Origin of the sequence: Micromonospora siamensis (assembly GCF_900090305.1) — a bacterium.
GTDB lineage: Bacteria > Actinomycetota > Actinomycetes > Mycobacteriales > Micromonosporaceae > Micromonospora > Micromonospora siamensis.
In genome coordinates, this window is record NZ_LT607751.1 from 4,257,747 (window position 1) to 4,275,343 (window position 17,597).

The 17,597-nt window shown below is 69.8% G+C and carries 11 protein-coding genes; 3 read left to right on the forward strand and 8 right to left on the reverse strand.

Features of this window, described 5'->3' with window-relative positions:
- Window positions 1–55 precede the first annotated feature (55 nt).
- The 3 genes from GA0074704_RS28870 to GA0074704_RS19730 form a co-directional block, all read right to left on the reverse strand.
- The gene (locus GA0074704_RS28870; protein ID WP_157743729.1) at window positions 56–3,016 is read right to left on the reverse strand and encodes a hypothetical protein; all 2,961 of its coding nucleotides are present in this window, start codon (window positions 3,014–3,016) and stop codon (window positions 56–58) included.
- A 66-nt stretch (window positions 3,017–3,082) separates the two neighbouring features.
- Window positions 3,083–6,658 (reverse strand): BREX-2 system adenine-specific DNA-methyltransferase PglX, encoded by a 3,576-nt coding sequence (gene pglX / locus GA0074704_RS19725; RefSeq protein ID WP_088971867.1) that lies wholly within the window; start codon window positions 6,656–6,658, stop codon window positions 3,083–3,085.
- A 72-nt stretch (window positions 6,659–6,730) separates the two neighbouring features.
- Complete coding sequence (locus GA0074704_RS19730) at window positions 6,731–6,970, reverse strand: winged helix-turn-helix domain-containing protein (protein WP_088971868.1); 240 nt, start codon at window positions 6,968–6,970, stop codon at window positions 6,731–6,733.
- Window positions 6,971–7,289: 319 nt separating this feature from the next.
- On the opposite strand from GA0074704_RS19730, the gene GA0074704_RS19735 reads away from it, so the two are divergent.
- A complete protein-coding gene (locus GA0074704_RS19735) occupies window positions 7,290–7,568 on the forward strand; it encodes a DivIVA domain-containing protein (RefSeq protein ID WP_231926584.1) in 279 nt (92 codons plus the stop codon).
- Window positions 7,565–7,915 (forward strand): hypothetical protein, encoded by a 351-nt coding sequence (locus GA0074704_RS29510; RefSeq protein ID WP_331716636.1) that lies wholly within the window; start codon window positions 7,565–7,567, stop codon window positions 7,913–7,915. Before GA0074704_RS19735 ends, GA0074704_RS29510 begins: the two co-directional genes overlap by 4 nt.
- Before the next feature lie 1,035 nt (window positions 7,916–8,950).
- On the opposite strand, the gene GA0074704_RS19750 is transcribed toward GA0074704_RS29510, so the two are convergent.
- From GA0074704_RS19750 to brig1, 3 genes are all read right to left on the reverse strand, one after another.
- Entirely contained in the window at window positions 8,951–9,517 is a 567-nt protein-coding gene (locus GA0074704_RS19750) for a hypothetical protein (protein ID WP_197697554.1), read from the reverse strand.
- A 120-nt stretch (window positions 9,518–9,637) separates the two neighbouring features.
- Window positions 9,638–10,483 (reverse strand): hypothetical protein, encoded by an 846-nt coding sequence (locus tag GA0074704_RS19755; protein WP_088971870.1) that lies wholly within the window; start codon window positions 10,481–10,483, stop codon window positions 9,638–9,640.
- The gene (gene brig1 / locus GA0074704_RS19760; protein WP_088971871.1) at window positions 10,480–11,364 is read right to left on the reverse strand and encodes an anti-phage DNA glycosylase Brig1; all 885 of its coding nucleotides are present in this window, start codon (window positions 11,362–11,364) and stop codon (window positions 10,480–10,482) included. Before brig1 ends, GA0074704_RS19755 begins: the two co-directional genes overlap by 4 nt.
- Window positions 11,365–11,424: 60 nt before the next feature.
- Between brig1 and GA0074704_RS19765 the strand changes: the two genes are divergently transcribed.
- Window positions 11,425–11,985: a hypothetical protein gene (locus GA0074704_RS19765; RefSeq protein ID WP_088971872.1), complete on the forward strand. Its 561-nt coding sequence runs from the start codon at window positions 11,425–11,427 to the stop codon at window positions 11,983–11,985.
- Between the two features lie 58 nt (window positions 11,986–12,043).
- Here GA0074704_RS19765 and GA0074704_RS19770 read toward each other — a convergent pair whose 3' ends face one another.
- On the reverse strand, window positions 12,044–12,748 hold the full coding sequence (locus GA0074704_RS19770; RefSeq protein ID WP_231926586.1) for a DUF559 domain-containing protein: 705 nt from the start codon (window positions 12,746–12,748) through the stop codon (window positions 12,044–12,046).
- Window positions 12,749–13,037: 289 nt separating this feature from the next.
- Window positions 13,038–17,462, reverse strand: coding sequence for a BREX system serine/threonine kinase PglW (gene pglW / locus GA0074704_RS19775; protein WP_088971873.1), 4,425 nt, complete (start codon window positions 17,460–17,462; stop codon window positions 13,038–13,040).
- Window positions 17,463–17,597: the final 135 nt, after the last annotated feature.

The window sequence follows — 17,597 nt, forward strand, 5'->3', positions numbered from 1 at the left end:
TCCACCGTTCATCCTGGGTCGGGCCGGATATCGCTGCTCCTTCGCGACTGACAATTCAACGCTTTCGGCCGTGTGGGCGCACAAACGTGTAGCCGTCGGGCAGCGGGCGGTTGACCACCCGCTTGGCGCGGATCGCTTCTTGATGCAGTTCTCGCTGCTCGTCGGATGCCTGCCGGCCTGCTGGGAGGCGGCGCACGAATCCGCTTACCTGCTCTTCGCGGCCGTCGGACTGTGCTGCCGCTCGCGGTGGCGGTGGTGGGGCAAGGCGCTCCAGACGCGGAACATAGCGGAGAAGCCGGACACGGGTCTCTCCCCGTCGTGGTGGGTGGCTGGGCTGACCGCTGCCATCAAGGCTGCCCCATACGAGCCCAATGAGCCGTTCCTTGACGAGACGCTCCACAGCAGGATGGACACGGGCGACCCACTTCTGCGGCAAGCCCAGCTCCAGGCAGTTGTGCACCAGAGCCTCCTCGGCGAGGATCGCGCTACCGTCGGCGCTGAGATGGCCCAAGATTCGCAGCGTACGCATCACCCATGCGGTATCCGACAGATCGAGCTCTTGCCCACCTTGGTCCGCTCCGGGCGCGTTTTCCCTGGTGACGAGACCGATGTCGTAACGGTGCCGATAGGTAAGCTGGTCGATCCGTTCCGGTTGCGGCAGCAATTCGCTGCTGGCCCTGATCAGGCGCTCACTCAAACGCCAACGGTAGGTGACCAGCGTTCCTGGAAGCATCCCTCGCGGCCACACCACACCGTGAAGCTCCCATCGTTCGCCTGTACATCGAAGGAGGACTTCGCTCTCCTCTTGGACGGACCGCGACTTGCGCCCAGGATGGTTGAGGACCAGACGAAGGCGTTGCCGGTCCTCCACCGTGGCTATCAGGCCGTCGGGAAGCTCCGTCCAGCCGCTCGTGAGATGTACCCGCCGCAAAGCAGCTCGCCACCGGAGCTCTCCGGCATCGGATCTATCGACCATCCAGAACGGTCGGCCCGCTTCCCCCGGCGACTGCACCTCAGGCTTCTCTGCCAGACCACGGAACTCCTTGGCGATCTCGTCACCCGCTGCCTTGAGTTCCTCGGTTCCACCTGTCTCGTGAGCGCGGAGCGCGAGGTCGGCCAGTCGCCCCGCCGCGCCTGCCCCACGGTGCTGCCGTCGGCAACCGCCTGCTGAGGCAGAGACCTTGCCACGACTACCAATCACTCGTAACAGCAGCTTTCGAGTCTGCTCGGCAACCGGAAATCCCAATTCTTCGGCGACGAACCTGTGCGCCAGGACATGTTGCATCACGGAGGCCGCTCGCTCGTCACGGCAGAGGACGTGGACGCGCGAGACCTCAGCGGCCAACTCCAGGCCCGTGCGGCACACAGCCTGCAGCCACGCGTCATGTTCGTTGGCGGCCTTTCCCTGTCCCGTCCCCCAGTCACCGTGCTTCGTCACAAAGCCAAAGGCGAAGCGTCCCGTCCCGGCGTCGTACCGCGACTCAGTGACACCGACCATCCTCCCGACGTTCGCCGACAGGCGCCGCCCAAGGTTGGGACAGATGAAGGAGTCAGGGCCGCCGGTGCAGGCAGGCGTCTCAACCTCCCCGGAGTCTGCGGCCGGCACGCTGGGCTTCTCGGGCTGCGTATGGCCTCCAGGCGCGCCCGCCGACGACGACAAACGTTCTCGTACGACGGCCGCTACCTCGGGACCACATGTCAGGCAGGGGTTACTTGGGGACCACCGGGGGCAGGTCCTACGGTGTTCCGCGCTGGCCCGCGCCACCTCTGCCGCCAACCCCGGTTCGACCCGGTAGACTGCCTCCGCAGCCTCTTTCAACAGGGCAATCCGGAACTGCTGGAAGCGATCCTGCCCATACTTTCGCAACACCTCCAGCCGAAGCGCCTTCAGCGAAAAGTCAGCCATCAGGCTGCGGGCCGACGCCATCGCGTAGGCGCGCGTGGCAGCGCGCAGCCTGGCAATCTCCCTGCTTCGCTGGTTCTTCGCCACCGGCCTTCGGAGCGCCCTGTCGCAATGGTCACGGGCTGACCTGAACCGGGACTCGATTTCGCGACTGCACGCCGCCCAGCGCTCCACAACAGCCGGATGTTCGAGCGCAGCCTCGGGCCGAGTGCCCTTTGCATCGGCGATGACGGCCTGCACGAAGGCCTCGTCATGCATGTCCAGAAGCCGGCGGACCGGCGGGGGCAGGGCCGCAGCGCTGGGCGTCGGATCGCCTGGCGTCGTGGCAAGCCATGACCAGAGCCTTACGGTGGGCAGGCTGATGGCCTCGGGACGCAGTCCGCGTTGCCGCACAACAGAGGCAAAGGCCCGGTCGTACTTCTCCCGCGCCACCTCCCGGACCACCAGCGTGCTCAGTCGATCCGGAACGCGACTCGTCCTTCGGACGTGAGCGACCCGCTGCGCGTAGCGGTCTTCAAACCGCCGCACGGCGTCGACACGTTGCCGAGCGAGCGCCCCGGCGTGGGTGGGAACGGCTTTTCCGCTGTGCCTGCCCACGAGGGCGTCGCCCTCGTAGAGCAGCTCAGCGTAGCGCAACGCCACCGGAAAGATCAGGTCGTCCGCGAGCACCTTGAGCGCCAGGCGTTTCTCTGGGTTCAGCTTCGCCCCGGCAGCACGGTCCTGCAGGATGGCGGCCAGTTGGATGAAGCCCATGCGCGGCTTCCCCGGTGAGCCTTGCGAACCCGCCCGGCTTTGCGGCTTGCCGGGGGGCGACGCGGAGACGGTTTCCCCGGCCCGCGGCTTCCGCGACTCCGGCACGGACGGCTTCCACGGCTCAGGGACGATCGGCCCGACGGGTTCCGCATCCCTGGTCGTGGACAAGGTGGCATGGCAGCCGTCGCACATCGGCGCTGACCAGTCCCAGTCGAGGGTAGCGACCGTCTTGGTGGTCGTGTCACGGCCGCAACGGCCACAACGGAAGGTCACCCCTGACTGGAGCCGGTACTGCTGCAGTCGTCCCCGGACGGGAAGCATCTCCCTGATACGCCAGCCGGCCGGGATGTCTCTCGCCATTGCCGCTCCCTCCATCGCCGTCGACTGCAGAGACCGCCGCAGTGTGGGGACAGGTCCACCGTGCTGCTATGCCTTGGGTCGCCGGCCGCGGGTGGCCTTGGGCGGGCGCCACGAGGTCAGCGCGTCGTCGGTGAGGTGGAGGCGGTTGGTGGTCTCGGCGAGGAAGCCGGCGTAAATGTCGGCCGGCGAGGCACCCCACTCCGGGTCGAACTCGCCGTACCACTGGCGTACCCAGGGCAGGATCTCGCGCAACCCCGCGACCAGCGGCAACAGCCGGTCGGCGGCCCAGCCGTCCTCCTGCTCGCGGGCCACGATCAGGGTGGCCAGGGCCTGGGCCTGCTCGCGGTGGTCCCAGCCGGCCCAGCCGACCAGCAGCGACGGATCACCGTCGCGGCTGGCACCCGGGTACGACACGAACCGCTCCTTGGGTACGTCGAGCTTGCCCCGGTGCCGCCAGTAGCTGGTCTTGAGGAAGTCCGCCGAGGTGTACTTCGGCGGCACCGGGATCTGCTTGCGGAACTCCCGCTTCGCCGCCTCGTCGGGCAGCGCGTCCTCCTGCCGCTGCAGGTCCCACACCTGCTCCCAGTCGGCGCGCTTGCTCAGGCCGGAGTCCTTGTAGCGCAGCGCGGCCAGGTGCGGCACGTGCTCGTCGGCGACCAGGTCGGCGATCACCTTGCCGAGATCCTGACCGGGCGCGTAGAGGTTGGCGACGGTGAGCACGTCGTCGTCGCGGCGCAGCTCGTCGGCGAGCTGGGCGGTGGTCAGCGGGCGCGGCTGCTCCAGCCCGTCGACGTGCTGGTACCACAGCTCGCGCGCCTCACACCGGTCCAGCAGCCAGTCGCGCAGCGCCTTCGCCTGCATCGCGTCCCAGCCAGTCGTCTCCCAGGTGCGCTTGTTGTCGGGCCGCTCGATCAGAGCGATGTTGCGATTGCCCTCGATGACCGCGATCCGCCGCTCCACGATCGCCCGGTACTCATCCGACCAGTGGGCCGGCAGCTCAGTGATGGGCGTTGAACCAAAGTCCTGGAACCATCGCGTCTTTGCTTCACCCGCCGCGACCCTGCGGGCGAGGACGATCTCGAATGCCCGCTCTCCCACCTTCAACGCCGGCACCGAGCCGGCCGGGACGGTCAACTCGTCGTCCAGCAGCCCGTAGAGCGAGTGGACTTGCCAGTCCAACTCCTCCTGCAAGGCGATCATCCCCGCCCGGACCGAGTGCCACTCATCGCGAGCGGCAGCGAGTCGGTCGCGGGTGGGCATGCCAAGGGCCGCAACCGCCGCGGGGGTCAGGTTGGAAAGCCGCTGCGCCAGGCCGTCGATCGCCCGGCTCAATTCGAGGGGGTACGCAGACGGCAGTGGAAACTCCTGCAGCTTGGTGCCAGTAAATTCGTAGAAGTCCCGCCACTTCTCACCCTTTGAATAGCCACCGCCAGGCCCACCCTTGTTGTGGCTGACCTGCTTCAGCCAGAAGCAGGCGGTCGAGCTGTTTAGTATTCCAAGGAGTTGCAGGTGATCGTCCTCGGAGGCCCCTGAAGACAACTTGATCACTGGCGCAGAACGGTTGAAGACCTTACCGCCACGGTCCAAAACGAAGTGGTTGTGGGTAGCAACAAATGCCAGGCAAATGGTCCATTCGTGCGCGCCGGGATCCCGCGTGAGTTGATGCCATTCGTGCCAGGGCCGCCCCTCAGCGAAGTAGGTTACCTTGGCAAAGGTCGCCCGATTACCCAAAACGGTTCGGTTCGGCCAGAGCCAGCGGTGCCATGCGCTGGTGTGATCAAGAGGACGCAGTTGGAAGTCTGTCGTATAGGGGAAGAAGGCCCAGTCACCCTCATCGCAAGTCCAGTCGCGCACCTCGTCTCCAACGACCAGCCGACTACTAAACTCCAGATCTCCAACCCGCCGAAGCCAAACCCGCCGGCTCGCATGCATTGCCTCGTCGGCATTCGACATACCCAAGACACCGACACGAGCCACCTTTCCTCTTAGCTCAAGTCGGCTCCCATCGATGAGGGACTTGACATCGCCTGCCCCACCGCCGCTCAGGCTCCAAGGGAAGGTCCCGAGCTGGACACGCGGAGTATCCGCAGCAGTAATCCACTGACTTTCCGAACCAGGGCTGTGGATCTGATCGACGATGGCCTGCCAGACAAGGCCCTGGCTGGGGTCCGTGGGCGGGCTTGGTTCGCCGCGGATGCCCATGACCGTGCGGATGGTGCCCGCTCGGGCGCGGTTGGTGTTGCGGCCGACCAGGATGACGGTTGGCGTACCGTGGCCGGGAATGTAGGCACCCGACGTGTCGATGACGTGGGTCAGGTTGACGTCGATCGCAAACAGCTTTTCGATCATCTTCTTGCCGAACTCGCGCTTCATGAACGAGTTGGCGGTGATCTGCCCGACGTGCCCGGCCCCCTTACCGTCTCCGTCGCCCAACTTCGCGAACTGGAAGAACCGCTGGGCGAACGGCACCGACAGGGCGTACTTGCCGGAGCAGGCGTCGTACATCTCGCGGTATGCCTCGTTGAGGCCCTTGTCCTTGACCGTGATGTAGGGCGGGTTACCGACGACGACGTGATACCGGCCGGGGGTGAGGATGCCCGAGTGCTCCCGCACGTCCTCGGTGGCGTAGGCGAACTCCGTCATTGGGTCTTCGCCGAAGAGCATGGCCTGTCGCCGCTTAATCAGCGAGTCGCCGACCGCGAGGTGCATCGGGAAGACGTACCCGGCCGAGTCACCGAACGTCTTGACGCCGCTTGCGCGGAGGGCGGCGACCAGCAGGCGAAAGCGGGCGATGGCTACCGCGAACGGGTTGATGTCGACGCCGTGGACGGCATCGAGGGCGAGGCGTACCCGCTCGTGGGGGTCGCGGTTGGGCGCGTGCTGCTCCCACTCCTTCAACAGACGGTGGAAGGCACCGAGGACGAAGTGGCCCGAGCCACAGGTCGGATCGATCATCTTGGCCACGTCGTGGCCGAACTCGGCGATCGCCGGAGTCAAGGTCAGGTCGAGGATGAACTCCTCGACGAACTCCGGCGTCTGGAGCAGGGCGTAGGTCTTGCGGGCCGCCTCGGAGAGGTCCTGGTAGAGGTCGCCGAGGAAGCGGGTGTCCCACTCCGGGTCCGCGAAGTCGTGCACCAGGCCGCCGATCTCGCCGCGCCGGCGCCAGAAGCCGATCAGCTCCTTGGCCGCGTCGTGCGACAGCGGGATCTGGTAGAGCGGGTTGTGCCGCTTGTCGAAGAGCGACTTGCCGGCCTGGGTGCTGGCGATGGCGTCGAAGCCCTGCTCCAGCCAACCGCGCAGGGTTTCCTTGGGCCGGTCGCGAAAGAACTGCGCCTCGGCCTCCTCGGCCAGCACCAGGCGATCCCCCGCCCCGGCCAGGTACGGGTCGGGCAGCAGGCCGTTGTCCTCGCAGAAGCGTACGAAGACGGTGCCGAGCACCCACGCGACGGCGACCTGGGTGACCCGCTCGTCCCGCCAGGCCGCCCAGGTGGCGGCGGTACGCCCGACCTTGAAGGCGTGGTCGTACTCACCACGCAGGCGGAGGCGCACCTCCTCGACCGACTCGGCCTGCTCTCGCAGGTCCTTTTCCAGGTTCTTGACCTGCTTCTGCAGGTCGGACAAGAGCAGCTTCCGGTCGATCACGCGAAGACTCTAACCGTCCCGCTCACGGGACGGGGGTACCCGTAAGGCCTAATCCGGCCGGCGGGTCGCTACCTACGGCTCCCGCATCCAGAGCTTTGGATCGTTGATGAAGATGCCCTTGCCCTGGTGCCGCCAGATCACGCGCAGCGCTTCGAGCCGGACGTAGACCTGCTTGACCGTCGACGGACTGACCTTGTGCGTCGCGGCGAGCTGGGCGATCGAGGGCAGCTTGTCCCCCGGCTTGAGCTTCTTCGCCCTAATGTCGGCGACGATCTCGTCGGCAATACGGATGTAGTCGGCGGTAATCGGCATGACTCCCCCTGCGTGGCATGCCAATTCGATCACGCAAGGACACCCGTCAACAACTCTACGTTTGACTAAGGCGACTGGGACAGCTAAGTTGGCTTCTGCCTCTCCCCTTGCGTGGCAACAAGGCACAGAGGTGATCCCCTGGTCGGGGCGGGTGCGCGTGCCCGTCCCGACCCACCGGACTGCTCCGCTGTCGTACCGCTGAATGGAGCTGCGGCGGCCGAGCGGGCGGGCCGTCCGCGGCCCCCGCGCGGACGGCCCGCCCTTCCACACCCCCTGCCGGGAGCCGCCGCGCTTCCGCCCGCCCGCAGAGAGGATCGTCGTGGCTCAGGTGTATCGAGGTGGCCAGCCCTACCCGGCCGGTCACCCGGGCCGGTCGACGCCGCACGAGGTGCGGACCCGCGAGTTCGCCGCGCGCCGGCGCGGCGTCGACCCTGATGAGGTACGCGAGTTCCAGGCCCGGGTGGCCGACGAGCTGGCCGCCCTCAACGAGGCGGTACGGCTGCTCAGCCAGGAGAACGACCGGATCAAGCGGGCGCTGCGCGACTGGCAGACCATGCACGCGCGGGAGTGCCGCCCACCGAACTCCGGTCACTGGTGACCGCGCGGCCCTCCCCCGGCGACCTGCTCACCATCGACGGCCGGGCCTCGGTGCAGTTCGCCGGGGACCGCGCCTTGACCTTCCGCGTCGTCTCGGTCTCCGACCAGCCGACCTACCACGGCTGGATCTGGCTGACCGGCTACGTGCTCAACCGGCGCGGCGAGGCGACCGCCAAGCGCGAGGTCTACGTCCAGCTCGCCGGCCTCCGCCCCGCGGCCGTCACACCAACCGCGCCACGGCGACAACGGAGCGGCGATACCGGGACCTATGCTCGTCGCGATGACGAACGCAACTCCCGCTCAGGTCTCGGCGGCTCGCGGCTGCATGCTCGGGCTGACGCTCGGTGACGCCCTCGGTGCCACTGCCGGAACGATCCCGGACAGCGGGCTGCTCAAGGCCACGAGCGCCGGCCAGCTCGCCTGCTTCACCGCCGAGGGGATCATCCGGGGGCATATCCGTTCTGTGCTCAAGGGAAACAGCCACCACCCTCGCGGCCAGGTGTGGCACGCCTACCACCGCTGGGCGACCATGCAGGGCATCACCGGGATCAAGCGCTGGCAGGACCAGGGCTGGCCTGACGGCTGGCTGGCGGACGTGCCCGCCTTGGCGGCTCGGAGAGGATCGGCACCGGCGACAGTCGCTGCCCTGCAAGGCTCGATGACGGGGACGGTGGAGACGCCGGCCGCGACGAGCGTGGGTGCACACGGCCTCACCCGCAGCCTGCCCGCCGGCCTGTGCGACTGGGGGGGGATCGCCCCCGGGCCCCTTCGCCGCCGACGTCGCCGCCCTCGCACATGCAGCCGAGGCGCAGAGCGCTGCGGCGATCGGCGCCACGATCATGGCGTACTGCGGAAAGAGCGGCCGTTTCGAGGAGGCGGTGGCCGGTGCCGTACTCGAGTGTCGCAACCTCCCGGCAGGCCCCACCCACCTTCCTCCCGTCACTGAGGCGCTGGCCGCCGCCCGAGCCACGCCGGCAGACCCGGCTGTACTGGCCCGCTTGGCTCCCAAGGCCACGGCCGTGTCGGCGCTGGCCGGAGCCGTGTACGTCGTGGCGTCCCACCCCGAGCGTGAGCAGGTTGGACAGGCTCTGCTGTTCGCCGCGTCCACGGCGTTTGGGAGGCACGTCGCGCCTGCGGCAGGCGCCTTCCTGGGCTCGCTACACGGCGCGGATGCGCTACCCCAGGGCCTGGTCTCCCGCCTGGAGTTGGCGTGGGTGGCTGACGTCCTCGCCCGTGATCTGGTCACGGAGTTCGTGGACGGACCGGCAGGCAGCGGGTATGAGGCGCCAGCCAACCCGTATTGGTGGGAACGCTACCCGGGCTGGTAGCCCCCGCAGCGCCCGTGCGCTGCCTCGCCGCTCCGTGCCCGGTTCCGGGCCCAGGTCAGCAGGAGTCACACGTACCGCTGACGGGGAGCTGGACGAAACAGGTGGGGCAGACCGGCCGGCGGGGCGGCGGAGCCTGGGCACGACGGCGCTGGACGACTGCCTGCAGCTTCGGCGCCAGGGCTGGCACACCTCCATCCGGTGGCAGCGACGCGCCGAAATGGCGGTAGCAGGCCAGTCGGGAGCCGGCGGCGTGCTCCTCCCGGGCCATCTCGTCATCCGCGGGTGGCTCGCCGGTAATGCGGAGCACCTCGTCGTACCCTCCGCCCACCATCCCGTCGTCCGTCCGGACGACAAGCGCCGACAGCGGCGGGTCACCACGGCGGCGCGACTCGTAGATCACCCGGTTGAGCACCTCTCCGATCCAGTTCTGCAGGAGAGCCGACGTCCGGATGCCGGAGGCGGCGAAGAGTCTGTCGCGGAGTTCACCGTAGGTGATCGTCGAGTGGTACGTCTGGGCGAGCTCGACCAGAACCTTGTAGGCGTGGCGTGCCCAGATCTCCCATGCCTCCTGAGCACTGATCGGCTCGCCGCTCGCCCGCCAGTACCCACGCTGCTGCGTCACAACTGCCTCCGTTCGGACACGCCTCGCGGCGTCCAGCGGAGAGTACGTGCGCCGTACGACCACGTGCTGACCCGTCAGGAGTCGACCCGGTGTTCATCAGGCGCTGCTGGTCGCGGTGCATCATCTCGATGTGATCCGCTGAAGCGCCGTTCTGATGGCCGGAGCGACGGTGTCGTACAGGTACGGCGCGCTGGTCAGGCGCCCCCAGTGGGCGGTCAACCGCATGGCGGACGGATGAGTGAACGCGGCGACGAGCGTGTCGACGCCGGCGATACGCGCCTCCTCCAGGTTCGGGGCAAGCTGACGACGGCGGCTCATGAGCGTGGTGAGCGCCTTGTAGACCTCGACGCCCTGGACGATGCACAGCGTGGGCCGAAGGATCGCGATCGTGGCCGCCATGTGTGGGGCACAGTTCTGGCTCATCGTCGGGTTGCCCAGTGACTTGCTGGTGCCTCTGACCACCGCGGAGCACAACCTCATGTTGGCCATGGCGTAGGCGTCGAAGAGGTGCACCGGGGAACGGGTGCCGTCGAGGTGGAGCTGCTCACCATCCCGGTCGGCGCCGGGATCCCGGCCGACGGCGAGTCGCAGCGCGCTGGTGACCCCGCGCATGTGCGGGTTCCGCGCGGTGAACGTGAGACTCGCCGACTGCATCACCTCGGCGTGTCGCTCCTTGAGCGTGACACCCTCCCGCGCACGCCCGGTCTCCATCGCGATGACCAGGGTGCGCGTCGGCACCCCGTCCAGCAGGAGGTCGTAGTGGTGGCCGACGTGCGACAACTGGGCGGCGGTGAACGCCGCCCCCGGTCGTGGCACCCCACCTCGGTCGCCCAGCACGCTCCGTCGGCAGCTGTCGAGCCTCCGGCAGACGCATGCCCCGGACGGCGACAGGACATGCTCGCCCATGTACTGACCGAGTTCGTCGACACGTCTGGCGGTCGCGACGGTGTCGCTGGCGAGGGTCATAGCGGCGGCTCCGCTGACGTCTGTGCGAGCGCCGAAGCGCGGGATGCTTCCGTCCTGGGACGAGGCGTGCTCGCCTCGCCTTTCTCGTCATCCGTCGCGCCGAGCAGCTCATGGCGGAGGAGCGCTGTCTCCATGGCGCTCGGTGGCCCGGCCGACCCGGCATGCCACTCGACGACGAGCCGCTGACCGGAGGGCAGCGCGTACACGCGCACCGCCCGGCTGGCCACCGATGACCCGTAGTCCGGTCCGCCCGATCCCAGCCTGCTCGTCTCTCGCAGCCCGAGCACCTGGGCCAGGTCGTCCCACGGCCGGCCGAAGGCGAACACATCCTGCACCGGCAATTCGGCGACCGGCTGCCAGACGAACTCGTCGATGACCTCTGGTGGGGGCTTCAGCGGAGCGTTGATGGACGTCGAGTGCCACGGGTAGCACTCGAAGATCAACAGGTCACGGTGGTCGGCGCCCGGGTCCTGGAGCCAGCGGCGGGTGAACTCCAGGCGCGCCTTGTAGTACTTGTTGTCGCCCATCTCGTGCGGCAGGGTCCACGGCGGCCGGTTGTAGGGACATGTCGTAGCCCACCTGCTGTACGAGAAGTGCCTCCTGATCTCCTCCGCGAAGATGCCGTCTCGCCCCTGGAAGCGGGAGTGGAAAGCGCCGGGGTTCAGGCCGAGCACCACCATCCGCGGCGTGTGCTCCAGGCCGAGAAGGTCACCGTGGTACGGCTCCGGGAAACCATCACGAGTCACTTCGCCGGCACCGACACCCACGTAGGAGTCGAACCAGCCCTCCAGCCATGGCGGTAGTCGATCGTCACCGTTGAGCCAGGCCGCGATGTGGGCATCCCAGAGGGCCGCAACCCGCTCCCGTGCAGAGGTCACCATGACGAGAAGCTATCTGCGAGTCACTGGCGGAGCCAGTGTGCAACGCGAAGAATCAGCGGCGTGACGGATGAACTCCATCAGCTGGCGGCGTTGTTACGGGACCGTGATGCCCTGGACGCCAGAATCGCGCGGCTGACCGGACGGTCGGCCCGACAGGGGGACATCGGCGAGTTCGTCGCGGCGCGGGTCTTCGACATCGCGCTCGCCGCGAACCCGGTCCAGGCCGGCCACGACGGAACATTCCGGTCAGGCCCGCTGGCTGGCCGGACCGTCAACGTGAAGACCTACGGGGACGCGTTCGACGGCATCGACATCAGCCCCCACTCCGCCGACTTCTACCTGATCTTCAGTGGCCTACGACGGCCACCAGGTGCCGTCAGGCATCACCGCTGGCAGCTATCCGCGGCATACCTTCTCGACACCCGCCGCCTGCGCGAAACCTTGACCGGCCGAGGCGTCAAGATCGGCACCGCGACGAGCATCCGCACGGCCGACCTCGAGGCGGCTCGCATCTTCCCCGACACCAACCCCTACCCGCCGCTGCGCCTGACCGCCGAGCAGGTCGCCCTGTTGTCCCTGTTCGCCGAGGGCTCCCGCGACACCAGTTCGTTGGCCGGCTGAGGTCCGGCGGACTTCCCGAGGTGACCCGGCGGCCCGGACCCGACGGGAGACTGCCGACTCAGCCGGTTGGGGGCGCCCGACGGGCGAGGATGGCCAGGGTCTCCCGACGCACGTCACCGGCCTCGTGGACCAGGCGACGGTGGGAGAAGCGGACCACCAGGATGCCGATGGTGGCCAGCAGCGCGTCGCGGCGCAGGTCGATCTCCCGCTGGCGCGGTTCACCGTGAGTGGTGGCGCCGTCGAGTTCGATGTTGACCCGTTCCCGCTCGGCGAACAGGTCGAGGTACATGCTGCGCCGCCCGACGCGCACCCGCGTCTGACGATGGAACGCCGGCATTCCCGGGCCGATGAAGACGTGCTCGTGCCCCCAGATCTCCAGCGGGCTGCGGCACCCCTCGGCGAGCCGCCTCAGCAGCGTGCGAAGCGCTGCCCGGTCGTCCAACTTCGGCACGCCCGTCAGGGCCACCCTCAGCCGCTCCGGCGTGGTCAGTCGGTCGTTGACCGCCCGGATCACCGGCGCTCGCTGCTCGCTGGCGGGCAGCATCGGCCACGAGTCGACGAGGGCCTGTTCGAGGCGGATCGTCGGCAGGCCGCGCCGGATCACCACCTGCGGCGGCTCGAGGATGAGGCCCTGACGCCGGTGTACGACCACGCCGGGTCGGCTACGGAGGCCGGCGCTCGCCGGTGCGCTCAGGTGGAGCAGGTCGCCGGTCACCTGCCGGTGCAGCCCCCACCAGCCGAGCGCACTGAGGTGACTGAGCACGCCGCGCCCCGCCGCCCAGGCGCACGGTAACCCAGCGCGGGATCCAGCCGACCGATGACCGGGGTACCGCCGCATCCTCCCGCTCGATCGCGCAGCAGGTGCGCCGCCACGAACACCTCGGGCAGCACCCGCACCAGGTCACCCCTGTCGCACGCCCCCTGCAGCGTCCACGCCCGCCATCTGCTAAGACGCGCGGATCGCTGGCAGCTGGGCAGGTTGGTCGTCGGCCTGTCGAGCTGCTCAGCCGTCAACGATCATGGTGCAACCGGCGGGCCGGGACGGCGACGGGTTACGCCGTGACGGCGCTGCGGTGGGCGTTGACGACCCAGGCGTCGGGCAGTGCGATCCACTCGTTGTCGCCCACCCGCACCACCGCACCGTCCAGCTTCGGCAGCAGCGCCGGATCATCCATAGGGCACAACACCCAGACGCCTCCAGCTCCACCACGAGCCGCGTCGGCCAGCTCGTAGAGCCGGTCCATCGCCCGATACCGCGCCAGCACCGCCGCGTCGTGCAACAGCACCGGCCCGGCGTCGACCGACAACGAGGCCCGCAGCGACGGCGCGGCCAACTCCCACGCCCGCTCGACGTACTCCCCCAGCTTGATCGCGCCCCGGGAGCCGGGCGGCGCGATGTCCGCGCCGACCACCGTCTCCCAGGTCGGCTTCGGGTGCGCGTCGACCAGGGCGTGCAGCTGCTCCAGGAAGCGGGCCGCCACGTTGACCGGCCGGGCGTCGAAGCGCCGCGCCAGTTCCTCCCGCGCCAGTCCGTACCGGGACAGGCGTACCGTCAGCGCCCGGAACCCGCCGGCGGACCGCGCGCCCGTCAGCCTCTCCTCGGCCCGCATCGCCGCAGCCAGCTCCGGCGACTCGGCCGTCCATCGGCTCGGCGCCACGGTCAGCGACGGGCGCCGCTGCATGATCGACATGGAGGACGATGCGTTGCGGGGCGGCGGCGGGACGTACTTGTCGCGCTCCCAGCGCAGCTCGAAGCCGGCCTCGGCCAGCAGCCGGTCCAGCTTCGGGTGCGACGGCAGCGGGTCCAGCTCCGGGAACCGCGTCCGCACCCGCTGGGTCACCTGCTCCGGCGTCAGACCGCGGCCACCGTCGGGCGAGGCCGCCGGGGGCACCACGCCGGCCTGGGCGAGCCGCAGCGCGCGTACCGGATCGAGGTCGCGCGGGTAGAGCTCCAGCCGGGCGGTCGCGGCGGCCCGCTCCGAGGCCACCGCGGCGAGCAGCACCCGCCGCCGTTCGTCGATCGCATCGGCCGCGCCGCCGGGCGCGGTCACCGCCGCGAGGGTACGCAGCACCGTCGCCGGGCTGGGCAGCACCTCGCTGGCGGCGAGCTTGTCGGCGGCCTTGCCGAGCGCGTCGGCGTAGTCGAGCAGCGCCGGCGCGGCCGGGGTGTCCGGTCCGTCGTCCTCGCCCGCCTCGAGTGCCACCAGCAGCCGGTCACCGCGCGGGTGCGGCTTGCCGCCGATGTCGGCGCGGGCGTGCCGGCGCAGCAGCAGGCGCGGCTCGTCGGCGAGGGCGTCGACCTCCACGGCGGCCCGCACCGCGGCGACCGCCACCGCGAGCCGCAGCGCGTCCCCGGTGCGCACCGAGCCGCGGCTGCTCAGCAGCGCCGCGGCCAGCTCCGCGACGCCCATCACCCGGCCGCCGTCGCGCAACAGCTCGATGATCTGGGTACGCACGCTGCCGACCACCGGGATGTCGTGCCAGCGTTTGCGCTGCTTGCCGAGGATCTGCGCGACCCGGGCGGGCGTGACCCCCAGCGGCTTGGCCACCTGCGGGTGCTGCGGCCACAGCGGCAGGTCCGGTAGGGCGCCGGTGGCGTCGGGCAGGTGCAGCGCCAGCCGGGTGGCCTCGACGTCGTTGGGGTTCCGGCTGGCCGGGACGAGCAGGGTGGCAATCGCGTCCAGGCCGACGCGTACCAGATCGGGGTCGCCGTCCCCGGCGGCGGCCTCGGAGGCGACCTCCTCCGTTGCGGCCTTGCGGGCGGCGGGCGTGGTGGGAATGGTCTCCCGCTCCCCCAGCCGGCCGCGCCACTCCTTCACCCGGCGTTGCAGCTCCTGGCGGGTCTTGGCGCCCAGGCCGGGCAGGTGGGCGAGCTTGTTGGCGACGGCGAGCAGCTCGCCGACGGTGGTGGCGTCGAGCCGGTGGGCGGCGGAGACCGCGCGCGGGGTGAGCCCGGCGGCCTCCAGGGCGGTGGCCCGGGTCACCTTGCCGGCGGCCTCGTCGCGGGCGGCCTCGGCGGCCTGCTCGTCCGGCTCGTCGGCCTCGATCTCCGGATGGTCGGTGCCGACCGGGGCGCTCGCATCGGAGCGGCGGAACACCTGCTGCCAGGCGTCGCGCATGTCCTTGAGCGAGGCGAACCGCTGCTTGTGGTCGCGGTGCAGCGCACGCTGGAGGAAGTCCGCGAGGTCGTCGCGGATCGCCGGGTCGAACGCCTCGACGGCCAGCACCGGCGGGCCCTCGGTCAGCTGCGGCTCGGTGCCGCCGTCACCCCAGACGGGCAGCTCGCCCGAGGCCATCTCGTGCAGGGTGACCCCGAGGGCGTACCACTCGGCGTGCTTGTCGTAGCCCGGCCGGGTGGCGGTGCCGAGGAACGGGTCGAGGTAGCGGGGGGTGCCGGCGGTGATCTCCTTGACCGAGACCCCGGCCAGGGAGAAGTCGAAGAGCACGAGCTGCTTGGTGCGGTTGGGGCGGACCCGGATGGCGATGTTGTCGGGCTTGATGTCCCGGTGGTAGACGCCCTCGCCCTCCAGGTAGTCCAGGGCGCCGAACAGGTAGTCGCTGTAGGTCTCCAGCTCGTCGACGGTGAGCCGGCCGTCGTCGCGCAGCTTCCGGGCCAGGGTGCGGTCACCGGCGTGCTCCAGCACGACGACCGTGCGGGTGCCGATCTGCAGCGGCTCCGGCCGGGCCAGCCGGATCACCCGCGAGTCGGTGAGCGGGCCGAGCACCCGCGCCTCGTGCGCCAGCCGGGCGCCCTTCTCGTCGGAGAGCCCGACCTTGAGCACCTCCTCCCGGCGGGTGCGCTCGTTGAAGCCGAGGAACGCCCGGCAGGTCGAGCCGGTGCCGAGGCTGCGGACGATCTTCCACTCGCCGACCCGGTCGCCGCCACGCGCCTCCAGGGGGTCGACCTGCTCGGGCTCCGGCTCCTCGGGATGCACCGACGCTGGCGGCGGGGCGGTCAGCTCCTCCTCGACCACCTGGAGCATCTCGACGAACTCGGCCACCGTGGTGAGCCGCGCGGTCGGCACCGGGGCGGTGGCCGCCTGGATCAGCTCGTCGGCGAACTCGGTGATGCCGTCGGCGATCGCGGAGGCGCGCAGGCCGTTGTCCCGGGCCAGCCGGGTGAGCAGCTCGGCGCGCTTCGCGGCCGGCGGCTGGCCGGTCAGGATCAGGTAGCTCAACGCGCCAAGCCCGAAGACGTCCATCGCCACCGGGTCCGGCTTCGGCGCGGTCAGCTCCGGCGCCAGGTACGCCTCGGCCGAGCGCTCGATGTGCGCGGCGGCGTGGGTGGAGAGGGTGACCGGGTCACCGCTGCTGACCCCACCGCTCCCGTCGACCCCGCGGGTCGCCGACTGCCAGTCGCTGAGCTGGAGCTGAGGCGTCAGCCACGCCTCGTCCTCGCTGCCACCCCGCCGCCCGCGTCCCGGGCTGACCAGCACGCTGCGCGCCGACAGCGCCCGGTGGTGCAACCGCCGGCGGTGGGCGTACGCGACCGTCTCGGCGAGCTGACGGATCATCGCCAGCCGGCTCAGCGCGTCGAGGCGGTCGCCGTACTGGGCCATGTAGTGGTCGAGGCGGATCGAACGCGGGTCGTACCGGAAGATCAGCGCCGGCCCGGCCTCGTGCGACTCCATCGAGTCGACCTGGACGATGCCGGGGTGGTTGATGCCGTGCAGGACCTGCATCTCGCGCTTGGCGGCGCGCTCGATGCTGGCCCGCTCGGCCTGTACCGCGTTGCGCTCCACCAGGTAGATCCGGACCCGGCGGCGTTCCCGCTCCAGCTCGCGGTGCCGGGCCCGGTGGTCCTGCCAGGTGGGGCCGATGTCGAAAGGTCGGGTCTCCAGCTCCCACGCGCCGACCTGGTAGTGCCGGCGGCTGCGGGCGATGCCGATCTCCTCCAGCAGGCCGGGTAGAGCCGCCGACATCTCCTTGGTGACCCGCTGCCCCTCGTCCTGCGGCGGGCGCTTCAGCAGGGAGGTGATCGGCGGCAGTGCGACCGCCTGGTGACCGGCCGCCGGCTCCGGGCCGTAGATGCCGTGCAGGTGGTGCTCGGAGAGCCCCACGTGCAGGCCCGGCCGGGACAGGAAGACCGCCGCCTGCACGAAGGGGATCCTGACCTTCGCCCCCGGCCGCTTGGCCGCGGCGGCCTGGAGCAGCGACTTCAGCTTCTTGGCCTTCATGTCGGCCAGGTGCAGCGGGTTGTCGAAGGTACGGGTGCCGCTGGGCCCGTTCAGGATCCAGTTGGAGCCGCTGGAGACCAGCCGGCCGTTGAGGCTCTTGATCTCGATCAGGTAGAGCCCGCCCGGGCCGGCGACCAGCAGGTCGACCTCGTAGGGATGGCCGGTCTGGGCGGTGAAGGTGAAGTTCGACCAGGCGCGGTAGGGCTCGCTGTCCGGCAGGAGCGCCTGGACGTGCGCCAGCGCCTCTCGCTCGTGCGCGAACTGCGACGGCGTGATCGTCGTCCACCGGCCCTCCTGCATGCGGCAGATCCTAGGCCACGCCGCGCACTCGCCGACGCCACCACGTCACCTGGTGCGACGACCCCCTCCCATCGGTCGCCGCACACTGCCGCCAGCAGGGCTTCAAACGACATCCGTCAATAGGTGCGGGGAACA